The sequence below is a fragment of the Bacillus cereus genome, from assembly GCF_002561295.1.
Taxonomy (GTDB): Bacteria; Bacillota; Bacilli; order Bacillales; family Bacillaceae_G; genus Bacillus_A; species Bacillus_A cereus_S.
Map to the genome: position 1 here is coordinate 79059 of NZ_NTUG01000005.1, position 21936 is coordinate 100994.

The window sequence follows — 21936 nt, forward strand, 5'->3', positions numbered from 1 at the left end:
AAGATCCCCCTTCTTACTAAAACGTAACAGCAAGTCGCGCATTTGCAACTTTATCCATTGGAATTTGGATTTCTTTTTTACGTGTTTTAATAGTTAATAGTAATGTAATTGTTGTACCATCGTAGGAAAGTAGCTTTCCTTCAAACATCTTTTCACCATCAATTGGCTCATATGTTTTAATTGCCACTTGCTTTCCTACCGCTTGCTGGAAGTCTTTCTCTTTCTTTAATGGGCGTTCCGCTCCAGGAGATGATACATCCAAAAAGTAAAGATGAGGAATTGGATCCTCTTTATCTAAAGCTTCGCTTAAACGTTCACTTACCGCACCGCATTCTTCAATGTCGACCCCTTTTTCAGAATCGATGAATACGCGTAGGAACCAGTCTTTTCCTTCTTTCACATATTCTACATCTACAAGTTCAAGATTTAACTCTTCAACAATCGGCTGCGCAAATGCTTCTACAACTTCTGTGACTTTCTTATCCATAAACAGCCTCCTTCCTGCCGCCATGTACCATTTGAAAGAAAAGAATTCCGCCCATAAAAACGGTCTTTCTTATTCTTTCTCGTTAGCTAACAAAAGCCCCTGCCGTTTAGCAGGGAATATCTGTCTTAGTATTACCAAATTTAAGAAGTAAAACTTGTAACAAAATATGTATATACGACAGAAATACCTCACCTACCTACGTAGAAAAAACATAGATAGTAACAAGAAAGAGTGGGTTTCCCCACTCTCTTTTTTGCAAAATATACATGACATGGTTATCTCGGTTAATAGTATACCATAGCAAATGCTGATTTGCAAAGACTTTTCCTGCCTGCTAGAACAGTGACAATTGGTTTTTGTCTGGCAAATCTCCTAAACAACCTTGGCTATCTAAATATTCGATAATTGTTTTGGAAACCTTACTACGTTGTTGCAAATCTTCTTTTGATAAGAATTCACCATTTTCACGCGCTTCAACGATACTTACGGCAGCGTTAGTACCCAGACCAGGTACTGCATTAAACGGAGGAATTAACGTGTCTCCATCAATAATAAAGTCAGTCGCGTGTGAACGATATAAATCAACCTTTTGGAATGAATAACCACGTTCACACATTTCAAGTGTCATTTCTAATACAGTTAGTAAACTTTTTTCTTTCGGTGCTGCATCTAACCCTTTTTGTGCAATCTCATCAATCCGCGCCCTGATTGATGCCGAACCTTTTGCCATCGCCTCTACATCAAAGTCATCTGCACGTACTGTAAAGTATGCTGCATAAAATAAGAGTGCGAAATGTACTTTAAAGTATGCAATACGCACAGCCATAAGTACATACGCAGCTGCATGGGCTTTAGGGAACATGTACTTAATCTTCTTACAAGATTCAATGTACCATCCAGGCACATTGTTATTGCGCATTTCTTCTTCCCATTCTTCTGGAACACCTTTACCTTTACGTACCGACTCCATAATTTTAAACGCTAGTGATGGATCTAAGCCTTGATAGATTAAATATACCATGATGTCATCACGACAACCGATAACTTCACTTAGCGTACATGTACCGTTATAAATTAACTCATTCGCATTGCCAAGCCATACATCTGTACCATGAGACAGTCCAGATATTTGGACAAGTTCTGAGAATGTTGTCGGTTTTGTTTCTTCTAACATCTGCCTTACGAATTTTGTACCGAACTCCGGTATACCAAGTGTACCTGTTTTACAATTAATTTGTTCTTCTGTTACACCTAAAGATTCCGGACCAGAGAAGATTTTCATAACTTCCGGATCATCTGTTGGTATTGTTTTCGGATCTACACCACTCAAATCTTGCAACATACGAATAACAGTCGGATCATCGTGTCCCAGTATATCAAGTTTCAATAAATTATCATGAATTGAATGGAAGTCAAAGTGCGTCGTTCTCCATTCTGCCCCTATTGAATCGGCAGGAAACTGAATTGGTGAAAAGTCAAAAATATCCATGTAATCTGGCACAACGATAATACCACCTGGATGCTGCCCTGTTGTACGTTTTACCCCTGTGCATCCCGAAACAAGACGATCAATCTCTGCATTTCGAATTGTTAAGTTATGATCATTGGCATAACCTTTCACATACCCGTAAGCCGTTTTTTCAGCAACGGTACCAATTGTTCCAGCACGATACACGTAATCTTCCCCAAACAATACTTTCGTATAGTTATGGGCACGTGGTTGGTATTCTCCAGAGAAATTCAAATCAATGTCGGGAACCTTATCTCCTTTAAAACCAAGGAACGTTTCGAACGGAATATCATGTCCATCTTTTACATATGGAATATTACATGTTGGACATTCTTTATCTGGTAGGTCAAAACCAGAACCTACAGAACCGTCATTAAAGAATTCTGACTGCTTACACTTCGGACATACATAATGCGGTGGTAATGGGTTTACTTCAGTAATTTCCATCATTGTCGCAACAAATGATGATCCTACCGACCCACGTGAACCTACAAGATAACCGTCTACAAGTGATTTTTTCACAAGCTTATGTGAAATTAAATAAATAACGGCAAATCCATGTCCAATAATACTTTTTAATTCTTTTTCTAAGCGCGCTTCTACGATTTCTGGTAGCTCTTCACCATAGATGCTACGTGCCATTTCATAGCTCATATCACGCGTTTCATCGTCTGCACCTTCAATTTTCGGTGTATATAAGTCATCTTTTACTGGATGAACGTCACCAATTAACGATGCAACCTTTTGTGTATTGGTCACAACAATCTCTTTTGCCTTTTCTTCTCCTAAGAATGAAAAGCAGTCTAACATTTCATCTGTTGTGCGGAAATGTACAGGCGGTAATGAATGACGATTTAGTGGGTTTGCCCCGCCTTGCGAACTTATTAAGATTTTGCGATACATCGCATCTTCAGGATCTAAGTAATGCACATTTCCTGTCGCAACAACAGGCTTATCTAACGTTTCACCTAATTTTACTAAATTAGAAATAATTGTTTTTAACTGCCCTTCATCTCGAACGAGTTCACGTTCTACTAAATGACGTAATACCTCTGGAGGCATAACCTCAATATAATCATAGAACTGCGCAATCTCCTCTACTTCTTCAGGAGCTTTTTGCATCATCGCTTCAAATACTTCTCCTTTATCACAAGCAGTACCTACTATTAAGCCTTCACGATATTTTTTTAATAGTGAACGTGGCACACGTGGTACACGGTAAAAATAATTCAAATGAGAATACGAAACAAGTTTATATAAATTTTTCAATCCAACATCAGATGTTGCAAGTAAAGTTACATGGCTCGGTCTCCCGCGTTTATATGCATCTCCCTGCCCCATACTATCATTTAATTGATCATGATATTCAAAACCTTTTTCTATTACATCCTTTAACATCTTAACTAGTAAATATCCCGTTGCTTCCGTATCATAAATTGCACGGTGATGCTGTGTTAATTCAATGTCTAGTTTTTTACACATCGTATTTAAGCGGTGATTCTTCATCTCTGGGAATAAAAATCTAGCTAATTCCAATGTATCAATAACTGGGTTCTTCGGCTTATCTAAGCCGCATTTCTTAAATCCAACATTTAAGAAACCCATATCAAAGCTTGCGTTATGAGCAACAAGTGTATGATCACCCATCCACGCTTCAAATTTTTTAAATACTTCTCCCACTTCTGGAGCATCAGTTAACATATCGTCTGTAATACCAGTTAATTCAATAATTGTAGCTGATAGCGGTTGATGCGGATTGGCAAAAGATTCAAAGCGATCAATAATTTCTCCGCCCTTTACTTTTACAGCAGCTAGCTCAATAACCGTATCATATACAGCAGATAATCCTGTCGTCTCAACGTCAAAAACAACATATGTTTCATCTTCCAGTAATCGATGTGACTCATTATAAGCAATCGGAACACCGTCATTTACTAAGTTGGCTTCCACACCATAAATCACTTTTATACCTGCTTTTTTACCAGCAGAATATGCTTCTGGGAAAGACTGTGCAACAGCGTGATCTGTAACCGCAATCGCTTCATGTCCCCATTTCCCCGCTTGCGCAACAAGCTTAGATACTCCGGTAACAGCATCCATTTGACTCATTGGTGTATGCAAATGTAGCTCTACTCGTTTTTCTCCTTCAGGTGCTTTATCTTTACGAGAAGGCCCTGTTATTTCGTTAATATCATTCGCAATCATGACTAAATCACGGACAAACGTATCATTTTGAACCGATCCCCGTGCTTTTACCCACATTCCTTTTTTCAATGATTGCAGAAGCGGAAGATCCTCTTTATCGCGCGAGAACATCTTAATCATAATGGAATCCGTATAGTCAGTTATTTTTAAAGTTAATAACGTACGTCCACTACGAAGTTCTTTCGTTTCCACATGGAAAACATAACCTTGGACTGTTTTTCGTCTTTCTTCATCTTGGATTTCACGCATCGGTGTGATTTCTTCATCAGGCTTAATAAGATATCCAAGTACAACTGGCCCTTCATGTACAATATCGCTTTCTTCAGCTTGTTTCTTAGCCATCTCTTCCATAGCTTGTATAACACGCTGACGGTCCTCTTGCTGTGTTTGTTCACGAAACTTTTGAACCTCTTCATCATTTTGTTTTATATTTGTATCGAGCTGAAAACGTGGGAATCCAAAGACCTCATATTGATCTCCTACCGGCTTCACAAGGTTTTTCTTTAACGCAGTAGATTCTAGCTCATTATTCACATCTAGTACCAACTTCACTCCATTTACATGTGGAAGCTGCGTTTTTAAATAAGCAAACATAGGAGAGAATGTGATTCGATCTGTACAAAGAGGCCAATATGCCCTAACCTCTTCCTCTGTAAATTGTTTGTTTTCTGTTTCTAGTGCAAATGACGTTTTTGCAATATGTGAAAATGACTGCTTTATCTTCGTTTCTAACAATTCGTATAATTCTGTTGGCAAAATACGTGGCACTTGCAAATCAAAATGCCAACTTTTATTTGCTTTATCGACAACTAGCTTTTGTATGCCACCACCTTGTAAATATTGATTGATAAGGTCTTCCGGCATTTGCAACTGCTGAAGCAAAATTTGAAAACGCTCTTGTTGTTCGTTTGTTAACGACATACGCACCCTCCTTCCATCTGCTATTATAAATTGAAACGTTCAGCAAAGAAAGATTTCTCCCTTCTTCACTTACAAAGATTACTCTACAAAGAAAGAGAAGGTACCTCACAAGGAGGTACCTCTTCTTATTTTAAAATATTAGCGATATATGTGTGAAGCTCTTCAACTTTCACTTCTGCAGATTCATTTGTAGCACGTACTTTCACTTCTACAATACCTTCATCAGCTTTTTTACCAACTGTAACTCGAACTGGTAGACCGAATAAGTCTGCATCAGCAAATTTAACACCTGCACGCTCCGTGCGATCATCTAACAGTACTTCATACCCTTGTTCTTGTAATGAACTGTAGATTGTTTCACCGACTTCTCGCTGTGCATCAGACTTCATATTTACTGGAATCACATGTACATGGAATGGAGCTACAGCTTTCGGCCAAACTAAACCATTTTCATCATTAAATTGCTCAGCGATTGCTGCTACTGTACGGGATACCCCAATACCGTAACAACCCATGATAAGCGGCTTCATTTTTCCATTCTCATCTAAGAATGTAGCATTCATTGCTTCACTATAACGTGTACCTAATTTAAATACATGTCCAACTTCAATTCCACGTGCAAAACGAATTGTCCCATTTCCATCTGGAGATTGATCTCCTTCTTGAATGAAGCGTAAATCTGTATATTGACTTACTTTGAAGTCACGCTCTGGATTTACATTTACATAATGGAATCCTTCCTCGTTTGCACCACAACAACCATTGACAATTGCTGCTACAGCATGATCAGCAATTACTTCTATATCACCCGTTACACCAATCGGTCCTAAAGAACCAACTTCACAATTCAACAGTTCTCTCACCTCTTCATGTGAAGCAAGTTCAACAACTGACGCTCCGTATACGTTCTTCACTTTCACATCATTTACTTCATGGTCTCCACGAACAAGTACAACAACGAATTTCTCGTCTACTTTAAAGACCATAGATTTAACACAATTAGAAGCTTCAATATTTAAGAAAGCAGACACTTCTTCAATTGCTTTTTGATCTGGCGTTGCTACTTTTTCAAGTGCTTTTTCTGCCTCATTGCTTTTTGTATAAGAAGCAACAACAGGCGCCATTTCAATATTTGCTGCATAATCAGATGTATCAGAATACGCAATTGTATCTTCTCCTACATCAGATAATGCCATAAATTCGTGTGTATCTTTCCCACCCATTGCTCCAGAATCAGCAATAACGGCACGGAAATTCAAGCCACAACGAGAAAAGATGTTCGAATACGCTTGATATAAACGGCTATAAACTTCATCTAAACTTTCTTGTGTTGCATGGAAAGAGTATGCATCTTTCATTAAGAACTCTCTTCCGCGTAATAAACCAAAACGTGGTCGTTGCTCATCACGGAATTTCGTTTGAATTTGGTATAATGTTAAAGGTAATTTTTTATAAGATTTAATCTCATCACGTACAAGATCTGTAATAACTTCTTCATGTGTTGCTCCTAGTGCAAACTCACGATCATTACGATCTTTCATACGCATTAATTCAGAACCGTAAGAATACCAACGACCTGATTCTTGCCATAATTCAGCAGCTTGTAATGCTGGCATTAATAATTCGACAGCTCCTGCTCGCTCCATTTCTTCTCGAACAATACGCTCCACTTTATGCAATACTTTTAACCCAAGTGGTAAAAAGCTATAAATACCTGAAGCATTTTGACGCATAAATCCTGCACGAAGTAGCAATTGATGACTTTTAATCTCAGCATCTGCTGGCACTTCACGTAATGTAGGACTAAATACCATACTTTGTTTCATCTATTCGCACCTCTTTATTTTACTCTCATACGCAGTAAAACCCCCCACCTCAAATTAGGTGAGGGATTACGACTTTTAGAGCTCTATTCATTTCATTCAATATCCCAAAAACATTGGGATATTTACACTTACTACAAGTTTCACTTTATTTTACAAGAAAAACTTCCGGATGTCATTCCACGTTACAACTAACATAAGTAACATCAATAACGCAAAGCCAATAAAATGAACCATTCCTTCTTTTTGACGATCAATTGGTTTCCCGCGTAATGCTTCAATTAAGAAGAAGAACAAGCGTCCTCCATCAAGAGCTGGAACCGGTAATAAATTAAATAAACCAAGGTTTATACTTAAAACAGCTGCCAAATTAAGAACACGAATGACACCATAATCTACTACTTGGTCTGTTAAATTATAAATCCCTACCGGACCTGATAAATCATTAATAGAAAACTGACCCGTTACTAATTTTACTAGGGAATCAAAGATTAATTTTGTCCATGTATACGTCTGCTCAAAAGCTGATTTAATAGAACCAAAAATAGATTTCTCTACAGGAGAGTATACACCGATTCTACCAACCTTTTCTTTCCCTTCAGTATCAACTGATGGCGTTACTTTCACATTAAATTGTTCGCTATCACGCTTTACGTGAAGCGTAATTTCTCTATTGGGGTTTTCACGTACAATCGTTACAACATCTTTCCATGTATTCGTGTCTTTCCCATCAATTGCTTGAATCGTATCATCTTGTTTCAAGCCTGCTTGTTCTGCCACACTATCCTTCATTACTTTCCCAATCATTGGTTTATCCACAGGAATACCTTGGACCAATCCAATGATTATAAAAATAACAAATGCAAGAATGAAGTTCATAGCAGGACCTGCAAAGATTGTTAACGCTCGCTGTCCTAATGTTTTAGAACCAAATTGTCTGTTAAACGGAGCAATTTGTATTTCTTCTCCCGCTGAAATAATACGAGCTGTTTCGTTTACACGGAATGTTTGTAATTCTTCCTCGTATTCTTCGTAACCAGAAATCGTGAGATTATGTTCTAAATCAGCTTGTTCTACTTCAATCACGCGAACATTTGGATACTTTTCACGTCCATCTAAAACTAATTTTATAACCTCTTCTTTTTCATTTAAAACAAGTCCAACTTTTTTACCAGGTTTTAATTCAACCGTTTCGGCATCCTCGCCAGCCATTCTAACATAGCCTCCAAGGGGCAATAGCCTGACTGTATAGACCGTTTCATTCTTTTCAAATGAAAATATTTTTGGTCCAAAACCAATTGCAAATTCGCGACATAAAATACCTGCTCTTTTTGCGAAATATAGATGCCCTAGCTCATGGAAAAATACGAGTGCACCAAAAATTAATATAAAGGCAATCGCTGTATTCAATTCCATAACCACCTTTGCTAAATTTGTTCCATCACAAACCGTCTTGTGGCTGCATCAATTTCCTGAATTTCCTCTAAGCTCGGACGCGCAATGACATTGTGATGGTGCATTGCTTTTTCAATGAGATCTTCTACTGTTAAGAAACCAATTTTCTTTTGTAAAAAGGCTTCTACAGCTACTTCATTCGCCGCGTTCATTACAGCTGGCATACTTCCACCCATTTTTCCAGCTTCATACGCAAACCGTAAACAACGAAAACGTTCCTGATCCATTTTTTCAAAATGCAGTGTTCCGATTTCCCACAAATTTAACTGCTTTGTATCTAAAAGTGGTAATCTATCGGGATATGTAAGTGCATATTGAATTGGGACACGCATATCTGGTGAGCCGAGCTGAGCCATTACACTACGATCTTCAAATTCAACCATAGAGTGAATAATGCTTTCTTTATGTAAAACAACATCGATTTGCTCATAAGGTATGCCGAAAAGCCAATGTGCTTCAATCACTTCCAGCCCCTTATTCATCATTGTAGCAGAATCAATGGTAATTTTCGAACCCATTGACCAGTTTGGATGGCGAAGCGCATCCTCAACAGTCACATGATGCAATTCATCTCTCGTTTTATCACGAAAACTTCCGCCCGAAGCAGTGATAACTAAGCGAGAGATGCGTCTTTCATTTTCTCCATTCAAACATTGAAAAATAGCCGAATGCTCACTATCCACTGGAAGTAACGACACATTATGTTTGCGCGCAGCTTCCATAATAATATGTCCTGCAGTTACTAATGTTTCTTTATTTGCAATTCCAATTGTCTTTTTCGCCTCAATTGCACGAAGTGTAGGTAACAATCCTACGCTCCCTACAACAGCAGTGATCACAACTTCTGCATCTGGGTGAAGAGCTACCTCTAATAGTCCAGCTTCACCATATACAACTTTTGTATTTCCAGAAACGGATTGTAATCTTACAACATCCTCTTCTCTTTGTACAGAGACAAGCTGAGGAGAAAATTCTTGAATAACTTTTACTGCATAGTCAATATTTTTACCTACAGAAAAAGCAACGAGACGGAATTGGTCTGGGTGCAAGCGCAGTACATCTAAAGTTTGTGTTCCAATTGACCCGCTTGCCCCTAATAAACTAATGTTTTTCATAACTCCAACCCCTCGTTTTATTATGAAATGAAATGTAAGAAATGTAAAATCGGTAATACAAACAACCAACTATCTGTTCGGTCTAATATCCCGCCATGCCCAGGTAAGATTGTACCTGAATCTTTCACACCATAATGGCGTTTAAATGCAGATTGTACCAAATCACCAATTTGTCCAAAAATGGAGATCGCAATTGTAACAATAATTAACATTCCAACATTCCCATGGACTGTGAAGAACATATTGTATACAAAAGCAACGACAATCCCACAAACAATACCACCTAATGAACCTTCTATCGTTTTATTCGGACTAATTTCTGGCCATAATTTTCTTTTTCCAATTGCTTTTCCTATGAAATATGCGCCTGAATCAGTTGCCCAAATGACAAATAATGCATAAAACACATAATGGATTCCTGCTATTCTCGTTTCATTTAAATATAAGAAACCCATTGCAACATATGTTGTTGCCATAAGTAAAAATGAAGCATTGTCAAAAGTAAATGTATTCTTTGAAAGGACTGTATATGATAAAAGTAATAAAACAATCAAAAATGTGATTTCTAATTTATCTAATCCAATCCAATCAAAAATCCCTAGCGCATTACTTGGAACCAAAATAATCCACAATAATAATGCAGCTAAAAACGTTGGTACCGAAATAAGTGTAAGCTTGTTCATACGAATTAACTCATATAATCCAATTGAAGCAAGTGCATACACTAAAACTGTAAAAGGCACGCCACCGTAAAATACGATGGGGATGAATAGCGCGGCAGCAATCACTCCAGTAATAATTCTCTGTTTCACTACCAAACCCTCTCTTTCTACACGCCTCCGAATCTGCGCCCTCTATGTTGAAAGTCTGTAATCGCATTTAGCAAATGTTCCTCTGTAAAATCTGGCCAATACACATCTGTAAACCAAAGCTCTGAATACGCAATTTGCCATAACATGAAATTACTAATACGCAATTCCCCACTTGTACGAATAAGCAAGTCTGGGTCAGGTAAAGAACTTGTCATTAAGTATGAAGAAATCATTTCTTCATTTATATCTTCTGAACGAACTTTCCCTTCTTCGCTGTCTCTCATCATATGCTGCACAGCAGAAACGATTTCATCGCGACTTCCATAGTTTAACGCAAAATTGAGAATTAATCCCGTGTTCTCTTTTGTATCTTCCATGGCCTTCTCCATCGCTCTGCGCGTATGCGTAGGAAGACGATCTTTTTGTCCGATTACTCGAACTTGTACATTTTCTTCAATCAAATCTGGTAAAAATGTACCTAAAAATTCTTCTGGAAGCTTCATTAAATAATCAACTTCCTTTTTTGGTCTTTTCCAGTTCTCAGTAGAAAAAGCATAAAGAGTCAGCACTTTCACATCAAGTTTACTAGCAAATTTCGTAATTTTTTTTACTACTTGCATTCCTTCATGATGTCCGGCGATACGAGGCATTGCTCTTCTCTTTGCCCATCTTCCATTACCATCCATAATGATCGCAATGTGCTCTGGTATATATCCTTTTTTCACTTCTTCAATGAGATGATCAAACGATGCGACCTTTTTACCTTTAAAAAAAGGAAACTTTTTAAACATCATTCATACCCTCCAACAAGCAGACGTATGCCTAAAAGTGTAAAAAGACCCCCTTAAGAAGAGGGTCATATTTGCGAAGGTATCGCTATTACACTTCCATGATTTCTTTTTCTTTGTTTTTTGCGATTTCGTCAACTTTTGCAATATATTTATCTGTTTCTTTTTGGATATCTTCAGCATATCCTCTTAAGTCATCTTCTGTAATCTCGCTAGCTTTTTCAAGCTTTTTAAGATCGTCGTTAGCATCACGGCGTACGTTACGAACCGCAACTTTTGCTTCTTCAGCATATTTTTTAACTGTTTTTACTAAATCTTTACGACGTTCTTCTGTTAATGCAGGGAATGCAATACGAATTACTGATCCGTCGTTAGAAGGATTTAGACCTAAATCTGCTTTTAAAATTGCTTTTTCAATATCACCGATAGACGTTTTATCATAAGGTTGAATAACAAGTAAACGTGCTTCAGGAACTGTAATGTTCGCTAATTGCACAACAGGTGTTGGTGCACCATAATAATCAACTTGTACCTTATCTAAAGCAGACGCACTTGCACGGCCAGCACGAACTGAAGCTAATTCACGAGAATAAGCAGCAACTGCTTTTTCCATTTTTTCATTTGCGGATTTTAAAACTTGTTGTCCCATATTTATTTCCCCCTTACAATTGTTCCAATATTTTCGCCTAAAACGGCACGCTTAATATTACCTTTTTCCATAACTGAGAAGACAATTAATGGAATATCATTGTCCATACATAAAGAAGAAGCAGTAGAATCCATTACACCTAAACCTTCTTTTAATACGTCTAAGTATGTAAGTGATTCATATTTCGTAGCTGTTTCATCAATAGATGGATCTGCACTATACACACCATCTACATTGTTTTTCGCCATTAAAATAACGTCAGCTTCGATTTCGGCTGCACGTAATGCTGCAGTTGTATCTGTAGAGAAGTAAGGGTTACCTGTACCTGCTGCGAAAATCACAACACGTTTCTTCTCTAAGTGACGAATTGCTTTACGACGAATGTAAGGTTCTGCCACTTGACGCATTTCAATAGAAGTTTGAACACGCGTTTGAATCCCAATGTTCTCCAAGCTATCTTGAAGAGCCAATGAGTTCATAACTGTCGCTAACATGCCCATGTAATCTGCGCCCGCACGGTCCATGCCCATTTCGCTTCCGATTTTTCCGCGCCAAATGTTACCGCCACCTACAACAACAGCAACCTCTACATCAAGTTCTGCAATTTCTTTCACTTGTTCTGCAACTGATTTAATAACAGATGGATTAATTCCAAATCCTTTTTCACCAGCTAAAGCTTCGCCGCTTAGCTTTAGCACAACACGATTATATTTCGGTTTACTCATAATGAACCTCCAATTGCTTACATCTTTATTTTAAAAAAGGGAACACAATGTGTTCCCTAATCTGTATTAGTTACTACCTTTTACTTGGTTCATTACTTCTTCAGCAAAGTTGTCTTCACGTTTTTCGATTCCTTCACCAACAGCGTAGCGAACGAATCCTTTTAATGTTCCGCCTTTAGACTCAACGAACTGACGAACTTTCATATCAGGGTTTTTAACGAATGCTTGGTCAAGTAAGCAAATCTCTTCGAAGAATTTGCCTAGACGGCCTTCAACCATTTTTGCAACGATTTTTTCAGGCTTGCCTTCGTTTAAAGCTTGTTGTGTTAATACTTGACGCTCATGCTCAACTTCTTCAGCTGTTACAGCATCACGGTCGATGTATTTAGGGTTAACTGCTGCAATGTGCATTGCTACATCTTTAGCAGCTGCTTCATCAGTAGAACCTTCAAGAACTGTTAGTACACCAATGCGTCCACCCATGTGTAGGTAAGCACCGAATGCATCTGCATCAGTTTTTGATACGATTTCGAAACGACGAAGTGTAAGTTTTTCACCAATTTTAGCGATTGCTTCGTTGATGTGCTCTTCTACTTTTTTGCCATTTTCCATTGTTTGAGCCATAGCTTCTTCAACGTTAGCTGGTTTGTTAGCTAATAAGTGAGCAGCTAATTCTTTAATTAATGTTTGGAAACCTTCATTTTTTGCAACGAAATCAGTTTCAGAGTTTAATTCTAAGATTAAACCTTCGTTACCGTTTGTTTCGATGAAAGTTAAACCTTCAGCAGCGATGCGGTCTGCTTTTTTAGCAGCTTTCGCAATACCTTTTTCACGTAAGAAGTCAATTGCCTTCTCCATGTCACCGTTAGTTTCTGTTAAAGCTTTTTTGCAGTCCATCATACCTGCGCCAGTTTTTTCACGAAGTTCTTTTACCATTTGTGCAGTGATTGCCATACTTTTCATCCTCCTAAAATATGTATTTATACCTTAAAAAAGGTGATAAAAGGCCGAACCCCTTATCACCTTTCCAAATTTGTTACGCAGTAACAGTTTCTTCACCTTGTTTTGCTTCAAGGATCGCGTCTGCCATTTTAGATGTAAGAAGTTTTACAGCACGAATCGCATCATCGTTTGCTGGAATTACGTGATCGATTTCGTCTGGATCACAGTTCGTATCAACGATACCGATGATTGGAATGTGTAATTTACGTGCTTCAGCAACTGCAATACGCTCTTTACGAGGGTCTACTACGAATAATGCACTTGGAAGACCTTTCATATCTTTAATACCGCCTAAGAATTTCTCAAGACGCTCTAACTCTTTTTTAAGTTGAACAACTTCTTTCTTAGGAAGTACATCGAATGTACCATCTTCTTGCATTCTTTCGATGTCTTTAAGACGCTTGATACGCTTTTGGATTGTTTGGAAGTTTGTTAACGTTCCACCTAACCAACGTTGGTTAACGAAGTACATACCTGCACGAGTTGCTTCTTCTTTGATAGCTTCTTGTGCTTGTTTTTTAGTACCTACGAATAAGATGTCTCCACCTTCAGCAGCGATATCACGCATTACGTTGAAAGCTTCCTCAACTTTTTTCACAGTTTTTTGTAAGTCGATGATGTAGATACCGTTACGCTCTGTGAAAATGTAACGTTTCATTTTTGGGTTCCAACGACGTGTTTGATGTCCGAAATGAACACCTGCTTCAAGCAATTGTTTCATAGAAATTACTGCCATGATTTTGTTCCTCCTAAATGGTTTCTGATATCCTCCGTTTACTTCATCTCTAAGCGAAACTACAAACGTAGCACCAACACTTAAATCAGTAAACGTGTGTACTTTGTACTGACACCACTGCTTACTATACCATAATGAAATATTACAAGCAAGTCGAAAATGCGAACAATGTAAAACTTTCTTTTTAATTATGATTTTACTACCCTTCTCTCAAGTCCATTTCCAATATGATTGTCCTTACTCTACCTTAAGCATCACTGATAGTAAAACCTTACCACCAAGCTTTTACGGAGCGTCTGGCTTCCACTACTAAAATGCAACATTTAAAAAATAAAAAAGCCCTCCTCATGATGAAGAGAGCTTTTTGTAAAATTAGTTTGTTTTTAATTTAGCAAGTTCATGTAAAAACTTGTCGTTTAATACTTTAATATACGTTCCTTTCATACCTAAAGAACGAGATTCGATAACGCCTGCACTTTCTAATTTACGAAGTGCATTTACGATTACAGAACGAGTAATTCCAACGCGATCAGCAATTTTACTTGCAACAAGTAGACCTTCTGTTCCGTTTAATTCTTCGAAAATGTGCTCAATTGCTTCTAACTCACTGTATGATAACGAGCTAATTGCCATTTGAACGACTGCTTTACTACGCGCTTCTTCTTCAATTTCTTCCGCTTTTTCGCGTAAGATTTCCATACCTACTACAGTTGAGCTATACTCAGCAAGAATTAAATCGTCATCTAAGAATTCTTGACCAAGACGAGCTAACACTAATGTACCTAGACGCTCGCCACCACCAACGATTGGTACAATTGTAGTCAAACCTTGACCGAATAACTCTTTGTTTTCCACAGGGAATGCTGTAAATTGACTATTTACATCTAAGTTTGAAGATGTTTCTGTAACATTGAATAAGCTTTGTGTATATTCTTCTGGGAATTGACGCTCTGCAAGCATTTGTTTCATACGCTCATTTTCAATTTGTTGGTGAATTGCATATCCTAATAATTTACCACGACGACTTACAACGAATACGTTCGCTTCAATTACTTCACACATTGTATCTGACATTTCTCTAAAGTTTACTGGTTTTCCTGCTGCGCTCTGTAATAACGCATTTAATTTTCTCGTTTTTGCTAATAATTCCATTTCTAAACTTCCTCCTACATGTTACTCACATATTTTTTCATCACTTGGAAACTAGGGCGAGTCACCTGATGACACTATTACAAAATAAACTGGCTCACATCTTTATTTTTAGCAATTGTCGCTAATTTTTCCTCTACATATTGAGGTGTTATCGTTATTTTTTCTAACGTAATTTCAGATGCTTCAAACGATAAATCTTCAAGAAGTTTCTCCATAATAGTATGAAGCCTTCTCGCTCCAATATTATCCGTATCCTGATTAACTTGATAAGCAATCTCAGCAATCTTACGAATAGCATCGTCAGAAAATTCAATTTCTATACCTTCAGTTGCTAATAATGCTATATATTGTTTCACTAAAGCATTATCAGGTTCCACAAGAATCTTAACAAAATCATCTACCGATAGCTTTGTTAATTCCACACGAATTGGGAATCTTCCTTGTAGTTCTGGAATCAAATCAGACGGTTTGGACATATGGAAGGCACCAGCTGCGACAAATAAAATATAATCTGTTTTCACTGATCCATATTTCGTTGCAACGTTCGATCCTTCAACGATTGGCAAGATGTCACGCTGCACACCTTCCCGTGATACATCCACGCTATTCGACTGCTTACCAGCAATTTTGTCAATTTCATCAATAAAAATAATCCCGAGCTGTTCAGCACGATAAACAGCCTCTTGTGTAACTTCATCCATATCAATTAAGCGCTGTGCTTCCTCATTTGTCAAGACTTTTCTTGCTTCTTTTACAGAAAGTTTTCGTTTTTTGGTCTTTTTCGGCATAAAACTTCCTAATGCATCTTGGAAATTCATCCCCATTTGTTCCATACCAGTCCCTTGTAACATATCAAACATAGAAGACTGTTGTTCCGCCACTTCAATCGATACGACTTCATCTTCAAGTAATCCAGACGCTAATTTCTTCTCAACTTCTTGGCGCTTCTTTTCAATTTCTGTATCATCATGTGTTTCAGATGTCTGATTTGCATTTTGACTTCCGCCAAACAACATTTCTAATGGATTTTTAAACCCAGATTGTTTTTGCGGACTGGGCACTAGAATTTCAACAAGTCGTTGATTTGCTTGTTCCTCAGCTTTATCTTGAACTTTCACAACCATTTCTTCTTTGACAATGCGAACTGAAGTTTCTACAAGGTCTCGTACCATAGATTCTACATCTCGGCCCACATATCCAACCTCTGTGAATTTCGTTGCTTCAACCTTAATAAAAGGTGCTCCAACGAGCTTCGCCATTCGTCGTGCTACCTCTGTCTTTCCGACTCCTGTCGGTCCAATCATCAAAATGTTCTTCGGAGCAATCTCATCGCGTAAATTTTCTGCTAATTTACTGCGGCGATATCGATTCCTAAGCGCTACTGCAACCGCTTTTTTTGCATCTTTTTGTCCAATAATATATTGATCCAATTTTTCTACAATTTGACGCGGAGTAAAATGTAAATGCATATAAAATGCCTCCCTTACGATTCTACAATTCTTCCACAATAATATTGTGGTTTGTATATACACAAATGTCACCAGCAATTTCTAAACTGGCTTTCGCAATTGCTTTCGCTGTTAAATGGTCACTTGCATGTTGTTTTAAAGCTCGACCAGCTGCAAGCGCATAATGTCCACCTGAACCGATTGCTAAAATACCATCATCCGGTTCAATTACTTCTCCTGTTCCCGAAACAAGGAGTAATGTTGTTTGATCCATCACGATTAGCATCGCTTCCAATTGACGTAGCATTTTATCCCCACGCCATTGTTTCGCCATTTCAACTGCAGCACGTTGTAGGTTTCCATTATACTCCTCTAATTTCCCTTCAAACATTTCAAAAAGAGTAAATGCATCTGCAACGGAACCTGCAAATCCAGCTAATACCTTCCCTTGAAATAACTTTCGAACTTTGCGAGCTGTATGTTTCATCACAACAGCATTACCAAATGTCACCTGTCCATCGCCAGCCATAGCGCAATTTCCGTTATGGTGAATGGCAAATATCGTTGTAGCATGGAAATTTCCCATAGAAAAAACTCCTTTATATGTTTTTATAGCTTTAAAAGCAATTTATGCTCGTGGATGATGCTTCATGTAAACAGAACGTAATCTTTCTTTTGATACATGTGTATAAATTTGTGTCGTTGATAAATTTTCATGACCCAATAACTCCTGCACAGTCCGTAAATCTGCCCCTTCATCTAACATATGCGTAGCAAATGTATGCCTTAACATATGCGGACTTATTTTCATTGTAAGAGACGCTTTCTTAATGAGATCATTTAAAATATAACGCACACCTCGATCTGTTAATGGCGCACCTTTCGCATTTAAAAACACCATTTGAGAGTGTTCCTCTGTTTTTTTAGCTAACTGTTTTCTCCCGTTTTCTATATAAGTAGTTAAAGCATCTTGTGCATAACTTCCAAACGGGATATACCTTTGTTTTTTCCCCTTCCCCGTCACTAGAATCGTCCCTACCGAAAAATCAATATCAGTAAATTGTAAGCTTACACATTCACTTACACGAATCCCTGTTGCATACATAAGCTCTAATAAAGCTTGATTCCTTTGACCGAGTGGTGTTTTTACATCAGAAACTTCAAACAATTTCTCCAATTCTTCAACGTACAAAAACTTTGGGATTGACCATTCTTTTTTGGGGAGTGACGCAAGTGCAAATGGATTATCTTCTCGATATCCTTCACGCATCAGAAAACGATACAGGCTTCGTAAGCTTGATACTTTCCTTGCGACAGATTTACGGGCTAGCTTTTCATCGTGTAACGTCGTTAAATACAAACGAACATCTACATATGTAACATCTAAAAAAGAGGATATACCTTCTCGTTCCATAAATTGTACGAAATGTTCTAAATCATTTTGATAACTTGCAATTGTATATTTTGAATAATTTCTTTCAATTTGTAAATATCCAACGAATAATTGTAACAATTTCTTCACATTCACATAATTCACCTCAATAAAGGCTACTAAATCGTATCACAACTCAGTAGCCTTTGCAAGAAATTTAACTAAATATTTACAAAATTTTGAATTGTTTCTAAAGCTCGTGTTGCGTACGCTTCATTTCGCTCTTGTTTCTTCTTAATTTTTGTTTCTAATGGTACAAATAAACCAAAGTTTGCATTCATCGGTTGGAAGTTCTTCGCATTTGTTGCAGTAATATAATTTGCCATACTTCCCATTGCAGTTACAGGAGGTAATACAACAGGCTCTTCTCCTTTTACAAGACGAGCTGCATTAATACCTGCTAATAATCCTGAAGCTGCAGATTCTACATACCCTTCAACACCCGTCATTTGTCCCGCAAAGAATAGATCATCGCGATGTTTATATTGGTATGTCGGGCGAAGTAGTTTCGGTGAATTAATAAATGTATTACGATGCATTACGCCGTAGCGTACAATTTCTGCATTTTCAAGACCTGGAATTAATTGTAACACTTCTTTTTGAGGCCCCCACTTTAAATGTGTTTGGAAGCCAACAATATTATATAGCGTTCCTGCCGCGTCATCTTGACGTAATTGAACAACAGCGTATGGTGTTTTACCTGTTTTCGGATCTTCTAACCCCACTGGTTTCATCGGTCCAAATAGCAATGTCTGTCTACCACGGCTCGCCATTACTTCTACAGGCATACACCCTTCAAAGAACACTTCTTTCTCAAATTCTTTCAAAGGTACTGTCTCTGCAGCAATTAGAGCGTCATAGAAGCGGTCAAACTCTTCTTCTGTCATTGGACAGTTTAAATAAGCTGCTTCCCCTTTATCATAGCGAGATTTTAAATACACTTTGTTCATATCGATACTTTCTTTTTCTACAATCGGTGCAGCTGCATCATAGAAATAAAAATAATCTTCACCCGTTAACTCTTTTAGCTGTACAGAAAGTTCTGGAGATGTGAGTGGACCTGTCGCAATAACAGTTGGTCCTTCTGGAATTTCTGTCATTTCTTCGTTCATCACAGTTACGTTTGGATGATTTTTCACATACTCTGTTACTTTTGCTGCGAATTCATGACGATCTACAGCCAATGCTCCTCCTGCTGGTACAGAACATTCATCTGCGGCACGAATAATTACAGAATCCATTTTTCGCATTTCTTCTTTAATGACACCAACTGCATTCGTTAATGTATTTGCACGAAGTGAGTTACTACATACTAACTCAGCAAATTTATCGGTGTGATGAGCCGGCGTTTGTCTTACTGGTCTCATTTCATATAATTTTACTTGGACACCACGTTTTGCAATTTGATAAGCTGCTTCACTTCCTGCAAGACCTGCGCCAATGACGTTTACTACTTGTGTTGTCATATGTTTATCACCTATCCTTTTCTATCCCGAAAAAAATGTGAGCAGTTACGCTCACATTTGTTGTTCTTCTTCATAATCACAAGAAATACACTGTACTTGAACACCTTTTTTCAATTTCTTCTCTACGAGCATACCTTCGCATTTCGGACATTTTCGACCAATCGGTTTATCCCAAGATACAAAGTCGCATTCTGGATATGTACCACATCCATAGAAAAGACGTTTCTTTTTATTACTTCGGCGTTCAATAATTTGCCCTTTATCACATTTCGGACAAGTTACACCAATCTCTTTCACAATCGGTTTTGTATTGCGACAATCAGGAAAATTAGAACAAGCCATAAACTTCCCGTATTTCCCCATTTTAAAGACCATTGGATGACCGCACAATTCACAATCTTCTCCGGCAGGTTCATCTTTAATTTCGACTTCACGCATCTCCTTTTCCGCTTTTTCTAAGCGAGGTTCAAAGCCTACGTAGAAATCGTCAACAATTTTCACCCAGTTTGCTTTTCCAGCTTCTACTTCATCAAGATTTTGCTCCATATTGGCTGTAAATTCAATGTTAATAATTTCTGGGAAAAACTCTAAAATGAGTTCAATTACAATTTCTCCAAGTTCAGTCGGAACAAATCGCTTATTGTCTAGTGCAACATATCCCCGCTTTTGAATCGTTTCAAGTGTTGGTACGTAAGTAGACGGTCTCCCAATTCCAAGCTCTTCAAGCGTTCGAACTAAACGAGCCTCTGTATAGCGTGGTGGCGGCTGCGTAAAATGCTGCTTTGGTTCCATATCTTTTGAGAATACGGTTTCGCCTATTTCTAAAGGAGGTAACATTTTATCTTTTTCTTCCGCACCATCATCTTTTGATTCTACATACACTTTCATAAACCCTGGGAATTTCACTACTGATCCACTTGCACGGAATTGAACATTATTATTAATAAGTTTAGCTGTAACAGTATCCATTATAGCAGATGCCATTTGACTTGCAACAAATCGCTCCCAAATCAATTTGTACAAACGATGTTGATCACGACTTAAGAAACTTTTCAGTTCTTCTGGCTTCCTCATTACAGAAGTCGGACGAATCGCTTCATGCGCATCTTGTGCATTCGCTTTTTTCGTTTCCTTCTTCTTCTCTGTTCCTATGTATTCCGAGCCAAATGCTTCAGTAATGTAAGAACGCGCCTCTTCTTGAGCTGTTTCTGAAATACGAGTTGAGTCTGTTCTCATATACGTAATAAGACCTACAGTTCCCTGTTTACCAATATCTATTCCTTCGTATAATTGCTGTGCAAGCATCATTGTTTTCTTCGCTCGCATATTTAATTTACGTGCAGCTTCTTGCTGCAGGGAAGACGTTGTAAATGGTAATGCAGGGTTTCGTTTCCGCTCTTTTTTCGCTACATTTTCAACTGAAAACGAATTATCTTTCATTGTTTCAAGTATGTCTTTCACTTGAGCTTCATTTGTTAATTGAACTTTCTCTCCGTTTACACCGTAAAAAGATGCTTCAAATGTGTCTTTTCCTTTTACAAATTCTGTTTTAATTGTCCAGAACTCTTCCGGAATAAAACTTTGAATTTCTTTTTCACGATCAATAATTAAACGAACCGCTACAGATTGTACGCGCCCTGCACTTAATCCCTTTTTGACTTTCTTCCATAATAAAGGACTAATATTATAACCAACAAGACGATCCAGTATCCGTCTTGCTTGCTGCGCATCTACTAAATCCATATTAATTGCACGAGGATGCTTAAATGACTCTTTAATCGCATCTTTTGTAATTTCATTAAATACAACTCGGCAATCTGATTCAATATCTACATTTAGCGTATTCGCTAAATGCCAAGCAATTGCTTCTCCTTCGCGGTCTGGATCGGCCGCGAGATAGACTTTTTTTGCTTTTTTTGCTGCAGATTTTAAATCTTTTAAGACGGGACCTTTACCACGAATGGTAATATACTTCGGGGTGAAGTTATTTTTTACTTCTATCCCCATTTGACTTTTAGGTAAATCGCGAACATGTCCCATAGACGCGACGACTTTGTATTTTTTCCCTAAATATTTCTCAATGGTTTTCGCCTTAGAAGGCGACTCCACGATTACGAGGTAATCTGACATGCTAGTGCCTCCTTAAGAGGTGGATTCAAGTCTTCATTAATCTTAGTGATTTCTCTTGTTTTTGTCAATCAAGAATGAGT

17 protein-coding genes are annotated in these 21936 nt (G+C 37.9%); all 17 read right to left on the reverse strand.

Annotated elements, in window-relative coordinates:
• Positions 1-16: 16 nt before the first annotated feature.
• Positions 17-487, reverse strand: coding sequence for a ribosome maturation factor RimP (gene rimP / locus CN373_RS03855; RefSeq protein WP_000359094.1), 471 nt, complete (start codon positions 485-487; stop codon positions 17-19).
• A 334-nt stretch (positions 488-821) separates the two neighbouring features.
• Complete coding sequence (locus CN373_RS03860) at positions 822-5123, reverse strand: PolC-type DNA polymerase III (protein ID WP_000060021.1); 4302 nt, start codon at positions 5121-5123, stop codon at positions 822-824.
• Between the two features lie 125 nt (positions 5124-5248).
• Complete coding sequence (locus CN373_RS03870; protein ID WP_000814335.1) at positions 5249-6949, reverse strand: proline--tRNA ligase; 1701 nt, start codon at positions 6947-6949, stop codon at positions 5249-5251.
• A 150-nt stretch (positions 6950-7099) separates the two neighbouring features.
• Positions 7100-8356, reverse strand: a complete 1257-nt coding sequence (rseP, locus tag CN373_RS03875) for an RIP metalloprotease RseP (protein ID WP_111901831.1) — start codon at positions 8354-8356, stop codon at positions 7100-7102.
• Between the two features lie 17 nt (positions 8357-8373).
• Positions 8374-9516 carry a 1-deoxy-D-xylulose-5-phosphate reductoisomerase gene (gene dxr / locus CN373_RS03880; protein WP_000790351.1) on the reverse strand — a complete coding sequence of 381 codons (1143 nt, stop codon included), beginning with the start codon at positions 9514-9516 and terminating at the stop codon, positions 8374-8376.
• 20 nt (positions 9517-9536) lie between these two features.
• Positions 9537-10328, reverse strand: a complete 792-nt coding sequence (locus CN373_RS03885; RefSeq protein ID WP_000813575.1) for a phosphatidate cytidylyltransferase — start codon at positions 10326-10328, stop codon at positions 9537-9539.
• 17 nt (positions 10329-10345) lie between these two features.
• Positions 10346-11122 (reverse strand): isoprenyl transferase, encoded by a 777-nt coding sequence (locus CN373_RS03890; RefSeq protein WP_000971292.1) that lies wholly within the window; start codon positions 11120-11122, stop codon positions 10346-10348.
• Positions 11123-11207: 85 nt separating this feature from the next.
• Positions 11208-11765: a ribosome recycling factor gene (gene frr / locus CN373_RS03895; protein WP_000531499.1), complete on the reverse strand. Its 558-nt coding sequence runs from the start codon at positions 11763-11765 to the stop codon at positions 11208-11210.
• A gap of 2 nt (positions 11766-11767) precedes the next feature.
• Positions 11768-12490: a UMP kinase gene (gene pyrH, locus CN373_RS03900; RefSeq protein WP_000042661.1), complete on the reverse strand. Its 723-nt coding sequence runs from the start codon at positions 12488-12490 to the stop codon at positions 11768-11770.
• A 66-nt stretch (positions 12491-12556) separates the two neighbouring features.
• Positions 12557-13444, reverse strand: a complete 888-nt coding sequence (gene tsf, locus CN373_RS03905; protein ID WP_001018586.1) for a translation elongation factor Ts — start codon at positions 13442-13444, stop codon at positions 12557-12559.
• A gap of 82 nt (positions 13445-13526) precedes the next feature.
• On the reverse strand, positions 13527-14228 hold the full coding sequence (gene rpsB, locus CN373_RS03910) for a 30S ribosomal protein S2 (protein WP_000268487.1): 702 nt from the start codon (positions 14226-14228) through the stop codon (positions 13527-13529).
• Between the two features lie 372 nt (positions 14229-14600).
• Complete coding sequence (codY, locus tag CN373_RS03915) at positions 14601-15380, reverse strand: GTP-sensing pleiotropic transcriptional regulator CodY (RefSeq protein ID WP_000421292.1); 780 nt, start codon at positions 15378-15380, stop codon at positions 14601-14603.
• 77 nt (positions 15381-15457) lie between these two features.
• Complete coding sequence (gene hslU, locus CN373_RS03920) at positions 15458-16849, reverse strand: ATP-dependent protease ATPase subunit HslU (protein ID WP_000550090.1); 1392 nt, start codon at positions 16847-16849, stop codon at positions 15458-15460.
• Positions 16850-16871: 22 nt separating this feature from the next.
• Positions 16872-17414, reverse strand: coding sequence for an ATP-dependent protease proteolytic subunit HslV (gene hslV / locus CN373_RS03925; RefSeq protein WP_000526268.1), 543 nt, complete (start codon positions 17412-17414; stop codon positions 16872-16874).
• 42 nt (positions 17415-17456) lie between these two features.
• Positions 17457-18356: a tyrosine recombinase XerC gene (xerC, locus tag CN373_RS03930; RefSeq protein ID WP_001101250.1), complete on the reverse strand. Its 900-nt coding sequence runs from the start codon at positions 18354-18356 to the stop codon at positions 17457-17459.
• Positions 18357-18421: 65 nt separating this feature from the next.
• Positions 18422-19726: an FADH(2)-oxidizing methylenetetrahydrofolate--tRNA-(uracil(54)-C(5))-methyltransferase TrmFO gene (gene trmFO, locus CN373_RS03935; RefSeq protein ID WP_000211995.1), complete on the reverse strand. Its 1305-nt coding sequence runs from the start codon at positions 19724-19726 to the stop codon at positions 18422-18424.
• 51 nt (positions 19727-19777) lie between these two features.
• On the reverse strand, positions 19778-21856 hold the full coding sequence (topA, locus tag CN373_RS03940; protein ID WP_001286951.1) for a type I DNA topoisomerase: 2079 nt from the start codon (positions 21854-21856) through the stop codon (positions 19778-19780).
• Between the last annotated feature and the right edge of the window lie 80 nt (positions 21857-21936).

Coding starts and splice junctions, on each gene's coding strand:
- rpsB (WP_000268487.1), bottom strand. CDS start 14,228: ATGGCAGTAATTTCTATGAAACAATTGCTTGAAGCAGGTGTTCATTTC.
- trmFO (WP_000211995.1), bottom strand. CDS start 19,726: ATGACAACACAAGTAGTAAACGTCATTGGCGCAGGTCTTGCAGGAAGT.
- rimP (WP_000359094.1), bottom strand. CDS start 487: ATGGATAAGAAAGTCACAGAAGTTGTAGAAGCATTTGCGCAGCCGATT.
- hslU (WP_000550090.1), bottom strand. CDS start 16,849: ATGCATTTACATTTTACTCCGCGTCAAATTGTAGAAAAATTGGATCAA.
- dxr (WP_000790351.1), bottom strand. CDS start 9,516: ATGAAAAACATTAGTTTATTAGGGGCAAGCGGGTCAATTGGAACACAA.
- topA (WP_001286951.1), bottom strand. CDS start 21,856: ATGTCAGATTACCTCGTAATCGTGGAGTCGCCTTCTAAGGCGAAAACC.
- codY (WP_000421292.1), bottom strand. CDS start 15,380: ATGGAATTATTAGCAAAAACGAGAAAATTAAATGCGTTATTACAGAGC.
- hslV (WP_000526268.1), bottom strand. CDS start 17,414: ATGGGAAATTTCCATGCTACAACGATATTTGCCATTCACCATAACGGA.
- CN373_RS03890 (WP_000971292.1), bottom strand. CDS start 11,122: ATGATGTTTAAAAAGTTTCCTTTTTTTAAAGGTAAAAAGGTCGCATCG.
- pyrH (WP_000042661.1), bottom strand. CDS start 12,490: ATGAGTAAACCGAAATATAATCGTGTTGTGCTAAAGCTAAGCGGCGAA.
- CN373_RS03870 (WP_000814335.1), bottom strand. CDS start 6,949: ATGAAACAAAGTATGGTATTTAGTCCTACATTACGTGAAGTGCCAGCA.
- tsf (WP_001018586.1), bottom strand. CDS start 13,444: ATGGCAATCACTGCACAAATGGTAAAAGAACTTCGTGAAAAAACTGGC.
- frr (WP_000531499.1), bottom strand. CDS start 11,765: ATGGGACAACAAGTTTTAAAATCCGCAAATGAAAAAATGGAAAAAGCA.
- CN373_RS03860 (WP_000060021.1), bottom strand. CDS start 5,123: ATGTCGTTAACAAACGAACAACAAGAGCGTTTTCAAATTTTGCTTCAG.